Source organism: Ruegeria sp. ABD4_443 (assembly GCF_056160865.1).
Genome location: NZ_JBSWYA010000003.1, coordinates 49,809 through 66,183, shown reverse-complemented (window position 1 = coordinate 66,183; position 16,375 = coordinate 49,809). Strand labels below are relative to the sequence as shown.

Below are 16,375 nucleotides of genomic sequence, written 5' to 3'. Positions count from 1 at the left end.
AGGTGGTTGAACGCGCCGATGGCGCCATGGGGCGCACCCTGGTCGAGCTGGGGGGCGGATTCGCCACCGGGTCGGGTTTTGTCCTGTCGCCGCTGCCCGATGGGCGGGGATATTACTATATAACCAACTATCACGTTATTGACGGCGGTCATGAAATCCAGGTCGGGTTCAAGCGCGACAACCAGATATTCTTTTATGCCGCCAAGGTTCTGCATACATCGCGTGAACTGGACCTTGCGGTGCTGCGGATCGAGCCGCTGGATGCGGATGGGCACGAACCGGGCATCCTGGTTCTGCGCGAAGGCAAGCCGCTGAAGGGCGAGCAGGTCGCGGCGCTTGGCTATCCGGGATCGTCCGACCAGATCAACGAACGGCGCGACAAGCTTGCCTATTTCGAAACCACGCTGACGCAGGGCGCGATCAGCAAGGTCGCACCGGGGTCCTTCAACGAAACCGGGCGGACGCTTGAGATCGTGCAGCATACGGCCTCGGTCAACCAGGGCAATTCGGGCGGGCCGCTGATTGATTTCTGCGGGTCGGTCCTGGGGATCAATACCGTCATCTCGGTCTGGAGCTCGGATGGCCGGACACCTACGAACAACACCTTCTGGGCGTCGTCGGCCAACCCGATTGCCGGGTTCCTGCGGGATGCGGGCGTGCCGTTCAGCGCGCACAAGGAAACATGCGACCCCGAGAATCCGGGCTCTGGGCCACCGCAGCCGTCAGATGGCGGGATCTGGGTCATTTTGGCCGTCCTGTGTGGGGCAGGTGCGTTGGTGATTGGCGGGATGTATTATGTGGCGTCCCGGTCGCGCGGGGGCGATGGCGTCCGCAAATCCGGTGGCGGTGCCGCCGTTGCCAAGCCCAAGGGGCGCGCCATACTAGCGGCGTCCATGGGGTCGGTCTCGGCACAGTTCAGCGCCGCCCAGCTGCAATCGGGCGTCACCATCGGCCGGGCCGGGGAAAACGCGCTGACGGTCACGGACCGCAATCTCAGCCGCCGCCACGCCAGCCTGTCCCTGACGGATCGCAAGATCATGCTGACGGATCTAGGGTCGTCGAACGGCACGAAAGTCGACGGCAAGCGGATCGAGCCGAACGTGCCGGTGCAGATCAACACCAAGTCGAAGGTCGAATTGGGAGGGGTTGCTCTTGTCCTCAGCCGCCCCTGACAGGTCGCGCAACGTGATTGCGATCCGGAACCTTGGCATTGAACGGGCGCCGGGCTTTTTCGTCGTGATCGAGGAACTGGACCTGCATGCCGGGGAAACCATCGTTCTGGACGCCGTCAGCGGCGCCGGCAAAAGCACCGCTCTGGGGTTGATTGCCGGGGCGCTGCCCGTGGCGGCGTTTCCCGATACCCGGCACGAGATTGCCGGGGTCGCCGTTACCGGGGACACGCCGCGCGCTGATTATGCGGGCCCGGACCGGATGGGGTTTGTTCTGCAGACCAATACGCTGGTGCCGTACCTGTCCTTGCAGGAAAATATCGAACTGCCAGTGCGTGTTGCCGGTCAACAGGTGGATGCCGAATGGCAGGATCACCTGATCCGCGCCATGGGTCTGGGGGACTTCAGGGCGCGCAAACCCGGCCAGCTTTCGGTGGGTCAGCGTCAGCGCGTGTCGGTTGCGCGGGCCTTGCTGGGGCGGCCCGCCGTCTTGCTGCTGGACGAACCGGTTTCGGCGCTGGACCCGGCCAATGTGGTCGAGGTCGAGGCCCTGATCGTGCATCTGGCGGCCGAGGCCGGGTCGGCCGTGGTTCTGGCCAGCCATCAGGCCCAATCGGGGGAATTTGCGCATACGCCGCGTGCGGATCACCGCATCCTCAACCACCAGGGGCAATCCTATTCGATCTTTTCGACCAAGGGCCGCGCCGCGGCGCGGGTGGCATGATGATGCGCATTCCGGTCACTCTTGCCCTGCGGGAGCTGCGCCATGACTGGCAGGCCGCGCTGTGTTTCATCGCGGCGCTGGCGGGCGTGTTGGGCCCGTTGCTGATCGTTCTGGCGCTTAAGAACGGCGTCATCGGAACGATGGTGGGCAGGCTGATCGAGGACCCCTCGAACCGAGAGATCCTGGCCATTGGGGCCGGGGCGCATGATGCTGCGTTCTTTGCCGCGCTTGGCGTTCGGCAGGATGTCGGCTTTGTCGTCCCTGCGACGCGGTCCATCAATACCTCGGCCAATGCGGTGCGCAACGAGGCCAGCCGCAAGCTGGAACGCGCCGTGCCGCTGATCCCGTCCGCGGCAGGCGACCCGCTGATAGGTGGCGCGCCCGTCGCACCCGGTCAGGTCTGGATTTCGGATGCGCTGGCGCAGGACCTGTCTGCCGGGGCCGGGGATACGCTTGACATGATCATCGGGCGCGAAGTGGACGGTCAGCGCGAAAATGCGCGCCGCGACCTGCAGGTGATCGGTGTCGTTCCCGCCGAGATCTGGCCGCGCGCGGCTGTTTTCCTGTCGGTCCCCGACTTGCTGGCGGTCGAACGGTTCCGGGACGACCTGTCCGCGACGCCTGCCAACTGGACCGAACCCGTGGCCGAACCTGAAAGCTATGCCAGTTTCCGGCTGTATGCACGGTCTCTGGACGATATCGGCAACTTGGCGGCGCATCTGTCGGACCTGGGGGTTCAGTCACGCCCGCGCGCCGAGAATGCGGCGCTGTTGCTGTCGTTCCGGCGCAACCTCAATATCCTGTTCACCGCAATCGCGGCGTTGGCCATGTTCGGGTTCTGGGCCGCGATGTCGGCGAACCTGCGCGGCATGGTCGAACGGCAACGCGTGATTTTCAGCCTGTATTCCATGCTGACCATGCCCGACCGGCAACGCTGCCTGATACCCGTGGTCCAGAGCCTGGCCCTGGTTCTGGTCGGGGTCGCGGCAACCGTGATCCTGATCCTGCCGTTTCTGGTCGCGATCAACGCCGTGTTCGACTCGGTCCCCGGTGAATCGGTTGCCCGGCTATATGCCGGTGACATTCTGGCCACCCTGGTTCTGGGGGCGGTCACGGCGGTTACGGCTGCTGTTTGGGCGGTGGTTGCGGTGCGAAATGTTGACCCTCAGGAGGTGCTGACCCATGCCTAGATACACCTGGTTCAAGGCGGTGCCCCTGCTGGGGCTGCTGGTGACGGGCGCTGTGGCCCAGGCCCAGGACATTTCGTGGCGCGAGAAGTATTTCAACCCGCAACCGGCAGAGGGCGATCTGAACCTGCCGATGCCTTGCGGCGGGGGGATGACCTTTCGCAAGGTGGCCACGCCCAATACCGACGGCGTGATCGGTGACGTTTCGGTCGTGCTGGGGCAGGAGGGAAGCGATCAACCCTATCTGAATGGCTTGCGCCGTGCCTTTGTATCGGGCGCCTTCGCGGATGAGGACGGCGGCGCGCGCGGTTATTTCTACATGGCCAAATACGAGTTGGCGCAGGCCCAATGGGACGTGGTCATGGGCGATGCCTGCCCGGAAAAGGAACCGCGCCGCCGCGCCTTTGTGCCGGCGGTTGGCCAGACGCGGCTGGATTACCAGCGGTTTGCCGAGGCCTATACGTTGTGGCTGATGCAGAACGCACCCGACGCGCTGCCGCGGGTTGGCGACACGCGGTCCTATCTGCGCCTGCCAACCGAGGAAGAGTGGGAATATTCCGCGCGTGGCGGCCTTGCCGTCGATCAGGCGCTATTCCGGGCGCCCCTGCCGCCGGTCCCCGAGGGCACGCCGCAGGATGAATATATCGCCCATGGCGGCACCTCTTCGACCGGGGGCAAGCTGCAGGTGATCGGGTCATTGCGCCCCAACCCGCTGGGGCTGCACGACATGCTTGGCAATGCGGCGGAAATCGTCGGGGACCCGTTTGCGCTGGTTCGTCATGGCCGACTGCATGGGCAGGCCGGCGGGTTCGTCAAGCGCGGCGGTGATGCCCGCACCCCGTTGCAGGACATTTCATCCTCGACCCGGTTCGAGGTGCCCCCCTTTGACATCCTGTCCAACACGTCTTCGGCAGACAGGTTCACCGGCACGCGGCTGGTTCTTCAGGGGCTGGCGATCACCTCGCCTGACCAGGACCAGGCGCTGAAGGATGGGCTGGACCAGCTGGCGCGCCCGGACGACGCCCTGGCCAATGCCGCCAGCGAGCAAGAGGCCATGGCGTTGCTGGACGACATGTCAGACGAGGCGCTGTCGGAGCTGACCCGCACACGGCTGGCCGTGATCAAGGAAACGCTGAACCGCGGGATGGTGGAACGCAACGCGCAGCGCGACCAGTCAATCCGCCTGATCCTGACCTCGGGCGTTCTGGTCTGCGGGCAGGCGTTGCGGCGCTATCTGAACGCGCTGATCTCGATGCTGACGATCCAGCACGACCTTGACCTGCTGGAACAAGAGGCCCGCGCGGCGGGTGACCAGGACCTGCTGAACGAGGTGCTGGCGGCGCGGCGCGAAGCGGCCGCCAAGTTGCAGGAGATCGAAGAAAAGGCCAAGGCCGACGTGGTTGAATATGCCAACCTGATCGAAGGTCTGGTCGATCAGTATTCACCCGTTCTGCTGCGCAAGCAGATCGATTTTATCTACCCCGCCGAATCCGGGCGCGGGCGCGAGCGCGCGTCCTGTCTGGCCCTGTTGCAGGACCATATCGGCGCCCGCAGCGTGGCGGGGTATTCGGATCTGGATGAGATTGCAGACGATTTTCAGGACCTCGCCCTGTCGTTTGCCGAGAATTGAGTTGGAAAGGTTGAGTTATGCGTGAAGTGTTGAACAAGTCGCTTGAGGTGCTGGTGTGGATAACCACCGCTATCTCGATCATTTTCTTCTGTTTCGCCGCCGTTTCGATGCTGCGTCTGCCGCCGCTGGGGCCGGATACGATGACCATCATCGCGGCGTTTTTGACAGTTGTGTTCGGGATCGCGTCTTCGCTGGTCTTTGCCGGGATCTGTTTCCAGATCATGGATATCCGGACCTTTTCCAAACACAGCGCAATCAGCCTGAAAAGCCGGAGGTGACAGCGGCAATGGAACATTCCGTACTTGGGCTGCGTCCCGGCAGCGTTTTGCAGGACACCTATGAGATCAAGTCGCTTTTGGGCGAGGGCGGCATGGGCGCGACCTTTCGCGGGTTGAACCGGGCCAGCGGTCATGACGTGGCGATCAAGGTGATGACACCGGCCTTTGCCAAGAACAAAAAGGCCGTTGACCTGTTCCGCCGCGAGGCCAACCTGCTGCGCACGGTCCGCAGCGATGCTGTTGTGCGGTTCGAAACCTCGATGCTGGACAAGGACGGGCGCCTGTTTCTGGTGATGGAGTTCGTGCCGGGCCATTCGCTGGCGCATTACCTCAAGAAAGGTGCCCGGTTGTCGTCCGAGGATGTGCTGAAGCTGGGGCTGCGCCTGTCCCAAGGTCTTGAGGCCATTCACAAACTGGGCATTGTCCATCGCGACGTCGCCCCCGACAACGTGATGATTTCGCACGAGGACATCAACCAGGCCAAGTTCATCGATTTCGGCCTGGCCTCGGATAGTGTGGGCACCGACAAGTCGATAATCGGCGACAGTTTCGCGGGCAAGCTGCGGTATTGCGCGCCGGAACAGCTGGGGCTGTTCGGCAACGAGGTTTCCGCCGCAACCGATGCCTATGCGCTGGGGCTGGTCCTGATGCGCACCGCCGGTCTGGAACTGCCGGGCGAGGGGAAAGGGTTCGCCGCGGTCGAGGACCGTAAATCGGATGTCAAAATCACTGACCCCAAGATCGGGCCGGGTTTGAAAATGGCATTGGAGCTTTTGCTCAAGGCCAATCCCAAGGACCGCCCGCGCGACCTGCCGGCGCTGTTCCATGACGCGCTGGCCAAGGCTCCGGTCAAGGCGAAACCGGGCGCGCCCGAACCCAAGGCACCCAAGCCGGGCGGGACGCAGCAGCCGGGCACGGACACGGGGTCTGGCACGGGCATGATGCCCCTGGTTGCCGCCGGGGTTGTCGGGCTGGCGGTCATCGCGGGTGGCGCCTGGTATTTCCTGACCCAGGCGGGTGGTGCGTCGGTCCCGGTTGACCAGTCGGTGACAGACGCGCGCGAAACCCTGGCCGCCGATGATCCGCTGGGCGCGGCCCGCGGGCAGATCCAGGCCGGTGGCACAAAGAACCTGAGCGCGGCCCTTGGGGCGCTGATCGCCATCAGCAACGACCCGGCGATGTCGGATCAGGACCGGATGGACGCCAACATACTGATCGCCGAGATGTATGACCCCGAAACCCATGACACCGCGCGGTCCCCGTTCGACCGGCCCGACCCTTCGGCGGCGCGCCGGTATTATCAGAAAGCGGCGGATCTTGGGTCTGACACGGCCCGGACCGCCCTGAACCGTTTGGACGAGTGAGGAGACCGCAGATGTTGCAGCGTGTTATACCCGTCATCGCCGTATTGGTGGCGCTTGTGGCCCCGGCCTGGGCGCAAACCCGGTCGCCCATGCCCATCGAAGGCAAGCAGAGCCTGTTTCAAAGGGTCCTGATCCGCGAACGAACCGAAGCAAAATCCGAGGCCCAGGGCAGCGACACGGTGCAGGCGCTGTCTCCGCTGCAGGTGTTCTTTGTCTATGATCGCGCCGATGGCTGGATGGAGATTGGACCTGATGATCAGGGCGAGGCACTGATGTGGATACCCGAAGCGGCCGCCGTCGACTGGAACCAGAACATCGTTGCCACGCTGGAAGGCAGCGACAATGTGGGGCGGGTGCTGTTTTTCAACGACATCGACCCGATCTATGACATCATCGAAAGCGAAAACCCCTCTGAGCTGGCCAGGGCCGCGCGGGATGAGGCGCTGAGGGCGGAACAAGAGGGCGGCACCTCGGAAACGGTCATCGCGCTTGGCCCGCGTGAAACCATCGACCAGCGCCAGAACCTTTATGTCATGCCGATCCTGTCCACCGAAGAGGCCGTGTTTGACATCGGTCCTTTCGTCAACCTTTTGCAGGTTGCCGTGGCCAGCGCCAACGCGCCGAACCTGCCGAAACCGCCAAAAGGGCAGGACCCGGCGGATCTGAAAACGGCCGTGGTGTTCGTGGTGGACACGACCATTTCGATGGAGCCGTATATCCGCGCCACCCGCGACGCGCTGGAGGAAGTGTATCGCGAAGCGGCTGGTTCGGATGCCGCGAATGCCGTCAGCTTTGGCCTGGTGGGATACCGCGACAACCTCGAAGCCGCGCCCGGCCTCGAATATGACGCGCGCATTTTCGTGGACCTGCAACAGGGGCTGGATGCCAAGGCGTTCCTGAACGGCATCGACCACATGCAAGAAGCTGAAACCACCAGCAAGAATTTCCGCGAAGATGCCTATAAGGGTGTCGAATACGCGTTGCAGAACATGGATTGGTCGGATTTCGGCAGCCGGTTCATCGTGCTTGTCACCGATGCCGGGCCACGGGAATTCGACGATGAGCTGTCGGCCACCGGGCTGAGCGCCGAAAGCCTGAACCGCCTGGTGCGCGAACGCATCGGCGGGGCGCTGGCGGTGATGCACCTGCGCACCCAGCGCGGGACCAAGGATCATTCCTCGGCCGAGAGCGCATACAGAAAGCTGACCGAATTCCCGAACTCGACGCCCTTGTATTTTCCCATCGAAAATGGCGACCCCTCGATCTACCGGGAAACGGCGCGCAAGCTTGGGCAGTTCATTGCACAGCAGACCTCGGATTATCGCGGCAGCGGCGGGGATGAATTGCTGAACGAGGATGACATCGTCGAAGAAGAGGCCGACCAGTTCAGCGGGCTGAACACGGCCAGCCGAACCATGCAGCTGGCCTATCTGGGCAAGACCGAAGGCGCGCGCGCGCCCGACCTGTTCGAAGCCTATGTCGCCGACCGCGATTTCGACCGGACCGGGCTCAAACCCTTGTCGGTTCGGCTGCTGATCTCAAAGGCTGACCTCAGCAACCTCGAAGAGGCATTGCGCATTATCGTCGAACAGGCCGAGCGCAACGTGGTGAACCCGGATCAGTTCTTTGCCCAGGTGTTGGGCGTGGCGGCAGATATGAGCCGCAGGCCCGACAAGGTGTCCCGCCAATCGGACCCCAGCCTGGCCAGCGCGGTGGCTCTGGATGAATACCTGTCAGGATTGCCCTACAAGTCGCAGATCATGTCGATTACCGAAGACGATTGGGTCCGGTTGCCCATCCCCGAGCAGCAGACGATCGTGAACAGGCTGTATGACAAGATTGAACGCTATCGGCGGTATAACGAGGCCACCGATCAGTGGGTTGATTACCTTGGGGCGGGTCCGCAGGCGGCCAACCTGCTGTATCCGATGTTGCTGGACGACCTGCCCTAGGGGCGGGTCGCTCTGTTACAGCTCGTGCGCCCAGGGCGGGTTGGCCCCGGCGCGTGACACGGTAACCGCGGCGACGCGCGCGCCCATCTCAAGCGCGGCCCTCAACCCGTCGGCGGGCAGGGCGCGCAGCGCGGGCTTGGTCAGATGCCCGGCGCGCTCCAGTTCGGCCAGAACGCCGGCGTTGAACGTGTCCCCGGCACCAACCGTATCGACAACAGTGACCGGTTGGACCGCGATCGAAACCTGTTCGCCGCTGGCCATGTACCCCGTGGCGCCCTTGCTGCCCTTGGTGATGATCACGACGGACGGCCCGGCCTGAAGCAGCGCGGGCACCTTGTCTTCCAGCGGCTCGGGGCCCGGAATGATCCAGTCCAGATCTTCATCCGAAACCTTGACGATATCGGCCAGTGCGATCATGCGGTTCAGGCGGGTGCGATACCGGGCCTGGTCCTTGATAAAACCGGGCCGGATATTGGGGTCCAGCATGACCGCGCGATCCTGCCCGTGCCGGTCCAAAAGAGCGGCATAAGCGTCGGCGCAGGGTTCGCAAGCCAGGCTTATGCCGCCGAAATACAGGGCAGAGACCGCGGGCAACTGGTCCGGCATGTCATCGGGTTGCAGCATTCGCCCGGCCGAGTTTTCGTCAACGAAGCTGTAACTGGCATGCCCGTCGCGCAGTTGGACAAAGGCCAGCGTGGTCGGACGGTCAGAGCGGATGACGTGGCTGGTATCAACATGGCTGGCCTGCAACGCGCTGTCCAGTTGCTGGCCGAACATATCGCTGGAAATGCCGGTCAGAAGGCCGACCGGGGCGCCCAGCCTTCCCAGTGCAATTGCCGTGTTCAACAACGCGCCGCCCGGATGGGGTACGAACCCCTCGGTCCCCGTGACCGTGGGCGCGGCAATCATGTCAATCAGGGCCTCTCCGCAGCAGAGGATCATCGCGGATTCCTTTATCCGAAAAATGCGCGTCAGGTGGTATTCTACCGTTCGAGCGCATTTTTGCAGAAATTGTTAGCGCCAACAATGCCAAATTCTGCCTGTTTCGAGATGTACAGGTCCATTGACCGGCGCAAATCGGAAAACCGGCCCCCATTGTTGAAGGCGTCCAGAAAGCCGTCATCGAACAACCAGGGGTTCTTTTTGGCAACGCCGCCCACAAGGAAGACCCCGCCAGCAGGCATGATCGTCACCGCCAGATCACCCATGACAGCACCCAGATGCGTTGCAAAGATACGCGCGGTTCGAATGGCCGTTTCGTCCGTGCCGGTGCGGGCGTCCTGAAGGATGTCGCGCGCCGAGCGCTGCTGAATATCGGATTGACCGGCAGCCAAGCCAACCGCCTGATACAGTACAGGCAGGCCGGTTCCGCTGAGGAACATTTCGGCCTCAAGCGTCAGGCTGTCGCCAAAGAACGCTTTGGGGGCGATCCGTTTTGCGGCGTCGAAAATGTCGACCTCGTCGCGGTTGCGGGGGGACAGACCCAGATGCCCGCCCTCGCCGGAAACGGTGTGATAATGCCCCTCTGAATACAAAAGCGCCCCAACGCCAAGCCCGGTTCCCGGCCCGACCACCAGGCGGGTGCCGACACCCGGTTCGGCGGCCCCTTGCAGGACGTCAACCTCTGCTGCGGTGATCTCGGCGACAGACCAGGCCGCGGCGGTAAAGTCGTTGATCACAAAGGTTTGGCTTGCGCCGGTGGCCTTGGCAATGTCGGTCTCGGACAGATCAAGCTGAGCATTGGTCAGCCGGATCGTGCCCTGTCGAACCGGGCCTGCCCCAGCAACAACGACCGCGCGGGGATCGGTGCCGATCTCGTCGCGCAGGCTGTGGAAGGCGTCCAGCAGATTGTGCAGCTGTCCCGTGGGGTGTTTGCGCAGCTCGGTCAGTTCGCCGTTGGTGACAACGCCCAGACGTGTATTGGTTCCGCCGATATCGGCCACAAGGTTCCAATGGTCATGCATGGCGCCCGCAGGTTGGGCCAGCGGCAATGCCACGGCTTCGCCCTGCGCCAGGGAGGATTTCAGCGCGTTGAACGACGCTTTGGGTCGCCGTTCCAGCGTGTCGAAATCAACATCGACCAGCCCGAAACGCTTTTCGTAGCCAAAGGCCCATTCGTAATTGTCCAGCAGCGACCAGATAAAATAACCGCTGACCGGAACGCCCTGCGCCATCGCCTTTTGAACCGCGTCGAAATGCTGGTTCAAATAATCGATCCGGTCATCATCTTGCTGGCGCTCGGGGCTGGCCATGCCGTTTTCGGTGACAAAGATCGGCAGATCGCCTGTGTATTCCTGCGCGGTGCGGGTCAGGAACCGGGTTAGGGCGCCGGGTTCGATTTCCCAGCCCATCTGGGTCTTGGGCAGCGGCCCGGGAACCTCTTTCAGGCTGGGCCACGCGGTGTCGGATGCAGCGATAAGCTTGCGTGTGTAATAGTTCAGCCCGCACCAGTCGACCGGTGTGCCAATCGTGTCGAAATCATCCTGCCAACCCTGCGGCAAGTGTTCTTCCAGCCCTTGCAGGACGGTTTCCGGGTAGGCTTTCTTGAACACGCCGCCCAGAAAGAACCGGTTGTAGATACCATCATACCGTTCGGCCGCCTGCTGCGCCTCGGGGGTGTCATCGGCGGGTTCGGACCATTCCAGGTTGAACACCGCGCCAAGGTTTGTCATGCCCAGCCCGCGCATCGCCTGCGTGGCCCTGCCATGGGCCAAAAGGACATGGTGCATGGCCCGTGCCGCTGCCCGGATATCGCGCAGCCCCGGCGCATGGTGGCCTTCGAAATGGCTCAGCCAGCTGACGCACCACGGCTCGTTGATCGGTGCGACGCTGTACATCCTGTCGCCGATCCGGCCCATGACGATCTCGGTGAAATCGGCAAACCAATCGGCGACGTCGCGGTTCCGCCAGCCGCCCAGATCGGCCAGCGGGGACGGCATTTCCCAGTGATACAGGGTCGCGCAGGGGCGGATGCCGCGGTCCAGCAATGCGTCCGCAAGGCGGTCATAGTAATCCAGCCCCTCTTGGTTGACCTGTCCGCGGCCCTCGGGCAGGACCCGGGCCCAGCTTGTCGAGAAGCGGTAGCAATCAAACCCCGCCGAGCGGACCAGGTCGAAATCCTGTTCGAACCGGTTCAGGTGATCACAGGCCAGGTCGCCATTCTCGTTTCGAACGACATTCCCGGGCGAGGCTGCAAAACTGTCCCAGTGGGTTTGCCCGGCCCCCCCCTGGGCGTGGCCTTCGATCTGGTAGGCAGAGGTTGCAACGCCAAAGAGGAAATCCTTGGGAAAATCAGCGCGGGTATATTTCATTTTCAAAACCTGTTGGGCGCGGGGCCGGTTGATCCGCCAACTACCAGTTCCGCCTCAAGCAATCTAGTTTGCGGGGGCGCGTCCGGCGACTTGATCCGGTTGATCAGCATCTGGGCGGCGATCTCGCCGGCCTGGCGGACCGAGGACCGTGTTGCGGTAAAAATCGGAACATCCTGCCCGTTCTTGAGGTAAGACAGGTCGTCGTCATGGGCAATAACCGACACATCCCGGCCCATCGTCAGGCCGGCTTCGGCGATGGCACGGCGCACGCCGATGGCCGAGATCATGGAGGACGTCAGAATTGCCGTGGGCGGGTCGTCCAGTTGCAGCATGTCGCGCGTGGCGTGATGGCCGTAAACCTCGGTCATCTCATCGCTGCGCATCAGGTCGGTGGACGGGGACAGCCCTGCATGTTGCAGGGCCTCGACATACCCGGCCCGGCGGCGCTGAGCAAAATCCATGTCCTCCAGCCCGTTGATCAGCGCGATGCGCCGGTGCCCCAGTTCCGTCAGCAACCGGGTGGCGCGCAGGAACGACCGGGTATTGTTCACATCGACCCAGTCATAGGGAACCTGCGCCCTGGTCGAGCGTCCATGCACGATGAACGGCACGCCCATGCGGTTCAGGACCTCGATTCGCGGCTCGTCGACCTTGGGGCCCTGCAGAACCACCCCGTCAACGGCGCCGCGCTGAAACAGGTTGCGATAGGCGTCCGCGATCGAGGAATCATCGGACCGGGTAAAGATCATGTCATAGCCGTTTTCGGCATATGTCCGTGCCGCGCCTGCAACGAAATCACCAAAAACCGGGTTCACCATTTCATGCTGGGACGAGCTGGGAATCACGTGACCGATCACCATCGAACGCCCCGTCGCCAACCCCTTGGCGCGGCTGTTTGGGCGGTACCCGTGCTTGCGCGCCGCGGCCTGCACCCGTTCACGGGTGGCCTCGTTCACCTCGGGATAGCCGTTCAGGGCGCGGCTGACCGTGGTTTGCGACAGGCCAAGGGTTTCAGAGAGCTGCTTTAGGTTCATCCTGCTTTCAAAGCGCCTTCAAACTTGGTCATAATGTTTGTTTTGTGGGCAAATTTGAAATCCGTCAACCCGTTTTAGAAAATCATCGCCTTGGTCATAAAAAATAGGCATTTTCTGTTAATCCAGAAAACTGGATGTTGACAGGGGGTGGATGTTAGCGGATAAATTCTCTTATTCAAAGCGCTTTGAAAACTGAGTCTCAGATGGCGCGGATACAGTGGGAGGAAATTTCATGAAACACTCGCTCTATGCAGGTGCGGCGGTGTTCGCCCTGATGGCGGGCTCGGCGCAGGCCGACAAGGTGACCGTATTTGGACCGTGGCTTGGTCCGGACCAGGAAAACGTCGAGGCCGTTCTGGATGGGTTTGCCGCCGCGACGGGCCATGAATATGCCTATGTCGGGTCCGACAGTTTCGAGCAGCAGATCCGCATTGATGCCGAGGCCGGGTCCGCGCCCAACATCGCGATCTTCCCGCAGCCGGGTCTGGCTTCGGACATGGCCAAGGGCGGTTTCCTGACGCCGCTGGCGGACGGAACGGCGGATTGGGTGCGCGACAATTACGCGGCCGGGCAGTCCTGGGTTGATCTGGGCACCTTTGCGGGCCCCGACGGGCAGGACAATCTGTACGGGTTCTTCTACAAGGTCGATGTGAAATCGCTGGTCTGGTACGTCCCCGAGAATTTCGAGGATGCCGGATACGAAGTTCCCACCACCATGGAAGAGCTGAAGGCGCTGACCGACCAGATCGTCGCGGATGGCGAAACGCCCTGGTGCATCGGGCTGGGTTCGGGTGGTGCAACCGGCTGGCCCGCGACCGACTGGGTCGAGGACATGATGCTGCGCACCCAATCGCCGCAGGATTATGACGCCTGGGTTGCCAATGAACTGAAATTCAACGACCCCAAGGTCGTGGCCGCGATCGAGGAATTCGGCGCCTTTGCGCGCAATGACGATTACGTGGCCGGTGGTGCCGGTGCCGTTGCGACGACCGATTTCCGCGACAGCCCCAAGGGCATGTTCAGCTCGCCTCCGCAATGCTACATGCACCGTCAGGCATCGTTCATTCCGTCCTTCTTTCCCGAAGGCGCGGTTGTTGGCGAAGATGCCGATTTCTTTTACTTTCCGGCTTACGAAGGCAAGGATCTGGGAAGCCCGGTTCTGGGCGCGGGTACGGTCTGGGCGATCACCAATGACAGCCCCGCCGCGCATGACCTGATTGCCTATCTGGAAACCCCCGAGGCGCATGAAATCTGGATGGCGCTGACCGGCTTCCTGACACCGCATAAGGGCGTCGATACATCGGTCTTCTCGGACCCGACCCTGAAAAAGATGAACGACATCCTTCTGGGTGCAACGACGTTCCGCTTTGACGGGTCTGACCTGATGCCGGGCGGCGTTGGTGCTGGCACGTTCTGGACCGGCATGGTCGACTATTCGGGCGGCAAATCGGCCCAGGACGTCGCGGACGAAATTCAGGCATCCTGGGATGCGCTGAACTGATCACTGATCGCAGGGCAATCCGCTTCGGCGGGTTGCCCGCGACACCGTCGCAAGGGAGAGCGGCATGCATCCGGCAATACAGGGCCTGCTGACCATCGCCATCGGCGTTTCGGCCTGCGTTGGCTATTTCTACCTGTCAAATCAGATACTGGACAAAGTTCTGTTCCCGCCCCGCGGGCCGAATGCGGGCCGCAACATCAACCGCGCGAACATGATCCGGCCCTGGCTGTTCCTGTTTCCGGCTATGGCCGCGCTGGGGCTGTACCTGGCGTATCCGGTTGTTGAAACGCTGCGCCTGTCGCTGACAGATCGGGTGCCGGGTGGCGGATATACCTGGGCCGGTCTGGACAATTACATCCAGATGGCGAACGAGCCGAAATTCTGGGAAGCAATGCGCAACAACATGCTGTGGCTGATCGTGGTTCCCGCCATGTCGACCGCCTTTGGCCTGCTGGTGGCGCAACTGACCGACCGCATTCGCTGGGGCAATCTGGCCAAATCCCTGATCTTTATGCCGATGGCGATCTCGTTCGTGGGCGCGTCGGTGATCTGGAAGCTGGTCTATGACACGCGCCCCGCCGAACAGGACCAGATCGGCATGCTGAACGCGCTGTACATCTTTTTTGGCGGCACCGATCCGCAGACCTGGCTGACGATTCCTTTCTGGAACAACTTTTTCCTGATGATCGTGCTGGTCTGGATTCAAACGGGATTTGCCATGGTGATCCTTTCGGCGGCCCTGCGCGGCATCCCCGAAGAGACAATCGAGGCCGCCGTGCTGGACGGCGCCAACCCGTTCCAGATTTTCTTCAGGATCAAGGTGCCGCAGATCAAGACCACCATTCTGGTCGTCTGGACGACAATCACCATCACCGTTCTCAAGGTGTTCGATATCGTTTTTGCCATGACCAACGGGCAATGGGAAACCCAGGTTCTTGCCAACTACATGTATGACAAGCTGTTCCGCGCCAATGACTGGGGCGTGGGTTCGGCCTCGGCCATGGTCATCATGCTGCTGGTGGCCCCGATCCTTGTCTGGAACGTGCGCAACGCGCGCAAGGAGATGGAGTAGAGGCATGAGTGATATCGCAGGAACCAAACCGGCCCTCCGATGGGTCGTCCATGCGTCGGTCATCTTTCTGGTCGTGCTGTGGGTCGTGCCGACGCTGGGCTTGCTGATCTCGTCGTTCCGTACGGCTGACCAGATCGCGACCAGCGGCTGGTGGCGGTCGCTGTTCCCGTCGGAACAGAACCTGACCCTGCGCAGCGCCGCGCCGGACACGCAACAGCTGGAAAACGGGGTCTACGTCATCGAAGGCACCCTTTTCGACGCGGATTCCAGCGCGATCATTTCCAAGTGGGGGATCAACTCGCGCGCCATTGACGCGTTCGAGCCGGGCCAGACAGCCGAGCTGCGCCGGGGCGGTACGATCACGGTTGATGCGCAGGGCAATTACCGGATGGAAAACCCCGAAGAGTTCACGGGCAAGCGCGGCGCGCGCGTGTTTGTGACGGCAGAGCTGCCGCCAGAATTCACGTTGGCGAATTATCACAAGGTGCTGCTGGCCGAAGACAGCACCGACAGCATGGGCAAGGCCTTTTTCAATACACTCACGGTAACAGTCCCGGCAACGATCATTCCGATCCTTGTCGCCGCATTCGCGGCCTATGCCCTGGCATGGATGGATTTCCCGGGCCGAGCCCTGCTGATTGCAGCGGTGGTCGGGCTGCTGGTTGTTCCCTTGCAACTGGCCCTGATCCCGCTGCTCAAATTTCACCTCAATATCGGGATCGGCAAAGGCTATCTCGGGGTCTGGATGGCGCATACCGGCTTTGGCATGCCGCTGGCCATCTACCTGTTGCGCAACTATATGGCAGGGCTGCCCCGCGACCTGATCGAGAACGCGCGCGTGGATGGCGCGACCGAGTTCCAGATCTTTACCAAACTGATCCTGCCGCTCAGCTTTCCGGCACTGGCATCCTTTGCGATCTTTCAGTTCCTCTGGACCTGGAACGACCTGCTGGTTGCCAAGGTGTTCCTGATCGACGCATCCGGCCAGACAACCGTGATGACCAACCGCATCGTCGAGTTGCTGGGAACGCGCGGCGGCAATTGGGAAATCCTAGCCACGGCCGCTTTCGTTTCGATTGCGGTGCCGCTGGCCGTGTTCTTTGCAATGCAGAAATATCTGGTCCGCGGATTGCTGGCCGGATCGGTAAAATAA

Annotated in this window: 13 protein-coding genes and 1 pseudogene; 10 read left to right on the top strand and 4 right to left on the bottom strand. The window is 62.2% G+C overall.

The window, feature by feature from the left end:
• Positions 1 to 2: 2 nt before the first annotated feature.
• From ACXAG8_RS07455 to ACXAG8_RS07425, 7 genes are read left to right on the top strand one after another with little or no spacing between them, the layout of a single operon-like run.
• Positions 3 to 1,172, top strand: a complete 1,170-nt coding sequence (locus ACXAG8_RS07455) for a trypsin-like peptidase domain-containing protein (protein WP_475223187.1) — start codon at positions 3 to 5, stop codon at positions 1,170 to 1,172.
• Positions 1,153 to 1,893: an ATP-binding cassette domain-containing protein gene (locus tag ACXAG8_RS07450; RefSeq protein WP_475223186.1), complete on the top strand. Its 741-nt coding sequence runs from the start codon at positions 1,153 to 1,155 to the stop codon at positions 1,891 to 1,893. Before ACXAG8_RS07455 ends, ACXAG8_RS07450 begins: the two co-directional genes overlap by 20 nt.
• On the top strand, positions 1,890 to 3,083 hold the full coding sequence (locus ACXAG8_RS07445; RefSeq protein WP_475223185.1) for an ABC transporter permease family protein: 1,194 nt from the start codon (positions 1,890 to 1,892) through the stop codon (positions 3,081 to 3,083). Before ACXAG8_RS07450 ends, ACXAG8_RS07445 begins: the two co-directional genes overlap by 4 nt.
• Complete coding sequence (locus ACXAG8_RS07440) at positions 3,076 to 4,710, top strand: formylglycine-generating enzyme family protein (protein WP_475223184.1); 1,635 nt, start codon at positions 3,076 to 3,078, stop codon at positions 4,708 to 4,710. The genes ACXAG8_RS07445 and ACXAG8_RS07440 overlap by 8 nt, the downstream gene beginning before the upstream one ends.
• A gap of 17 nt (positions 4,711 to 4,727) precedes the next feature.
• Positions 4,728 to 4,988 carry a hypothetical protein gene (locus ACXAG8_RS07435; RefSeq protein ID WP_475223183.1) on the top strand — a complete coding sequence of 87 codons (261 nt, stop codon included), beginning with the start codon at positions 4,728 to 4,730 and terminating at the stop codon, positions 4,986 to 4,988.
• A gap of 8 nt (positions 4,989 to 4,996) precedes the next feature.
• Complete coding sequence (locus ACXAG8_RS07430) at positions 4,997 to 6,352, top strand: serine/threonine-protein kinase (RefSeq protein ID WP_475223182.1); 1,356 nt, start codon at positions 4,997 to 4,999, stop codon at positions 6,350 to 6,352.
• Between the two features lie 11 nt (positions 6,353 to 6,363).
• Positions 6,364 to 8,304 (top strand): vWA domain-containing protein, encoded by a 1,941-nt coding sequence (locus tag ACXAG8_RS07425; protein WP_475223180.1) that lies wholly within the window; start codon positions 6,364 to 6,366, stop codon positions 8,302 to 8,304.
• Between the two features lie 15 nt (positions 8,305 to 8,319).
• Here the strand turns inward: ACXAG8_RS07425 and ACXAG8_RS07420 are convergent, their stop codons facing one another.
• The 4 genes and pseudogenes from ACXAG8_RS07420 to ACXAG8_RS07405 all read right to left on the bottom strand — a co-directional run bounded on the left by ACXAG8_RS07420 (position 8,320) and on the right by ACXAG8_RS07405 (position 12,649).
• Positions 8,320 to 9,246: a carbohydrate kinase family protein gene (locus tag ACXAG8_RS07420; protein ID WP_475223178.1), complete on the bottom strand. Its 927-nt coding sequence runs from the start codon at positions 9,244 to 9,246 to the stop codon at positions 8,320 to 8,322.
• Between the two features lie 41 nt (positions 9,247 to 9,287).
• Positions 9,288 to 10,268 (bottom strand): glucokinase, encoded by a 981-nt coding sequence (locus ACXAG8_RS07415; protein WP_475223524.1) that lies wholly within the window; start codon positions 10,266 to 10,268, stop codon positions 9,288 to 9,290.
• A gap of 48 nt (positions 10,269 to 10,316) precedes the next feature.
• A pseudogene (locus tag ACXAG8_RS07410) lies at positions 10,317 to 11,615 on the bottom strand (GH1 family beta-glucosidase); the annotation flags it as partial.
• A 2-nt stretch (positions 11,616 to 11,617) separates the two neighbouring features.
• Positions 11,618 to 12,649 carry a LacI family DNA-binding transcriptional regulator gene (locus tag ACXAG8_RS07405; RefSeq protein ID WP_475223177.1) on the bottom strand — a complete coding sequence of 344 codons (1,032 nt, stop codon included), beginning with the start codon at positions 12,647 to 12,649 and terminating at the stop codon, positions 11,618 to 11,620.
• 232 nt (positions 12,650 to 12,881) lie between these two features.
• Between ACXAG8_RS07405 and ACXAG8_RS07400 the strand changes: the two genes are divergently transcribed.
• The 3 genes from ACXAG8_RS07400 to ACXAG8_RS07390 all read left to right on the top strand — a co-directional run bounded on the left by ACXAG8_RS07400 (position 12,882) and on the right by ACXAG8_RS07390 (position 16,375).
• Positions 12,882 to 14,150 carry an ABC transporter substrate-binding protein gene (locus ACXAG8_RS07400; RefSeq protein WP_475223176.1) on the top strand — a complete coding sequence of 423 codons (1,269 nt, stop codon included), beginning with the start codon at positions 12,882 to 12,884 and terminating at the stop codon, positions 14,148 to 14,150.
• 64 nt (positions 14,151 to 14,214) lie between these two features.
• Positions 14,215 to 15,222, top strand: coding sequence for a carbohydrate ABC transporter permease (locus tag ACXAG8_RS07395; RefSeq protein ID WP_475223175.1), 1,008 nt, complete (start codon positions 14,215 to 14,217; stop codon positions 15,220 to 15,222).
• 4 nt (positions 15,223 to 15,226) lie between these two features.
• Positions 15,227 to 16,375, top strand: a complete 1,149-nt coding sequence (locus ACXAG8_RS07390; protein ID WP_475223174.1) for a carbohydrate ABC transporter permease — start codon at positions 15,227 to 15,229, stop codon at positions 16,373 to 16,375.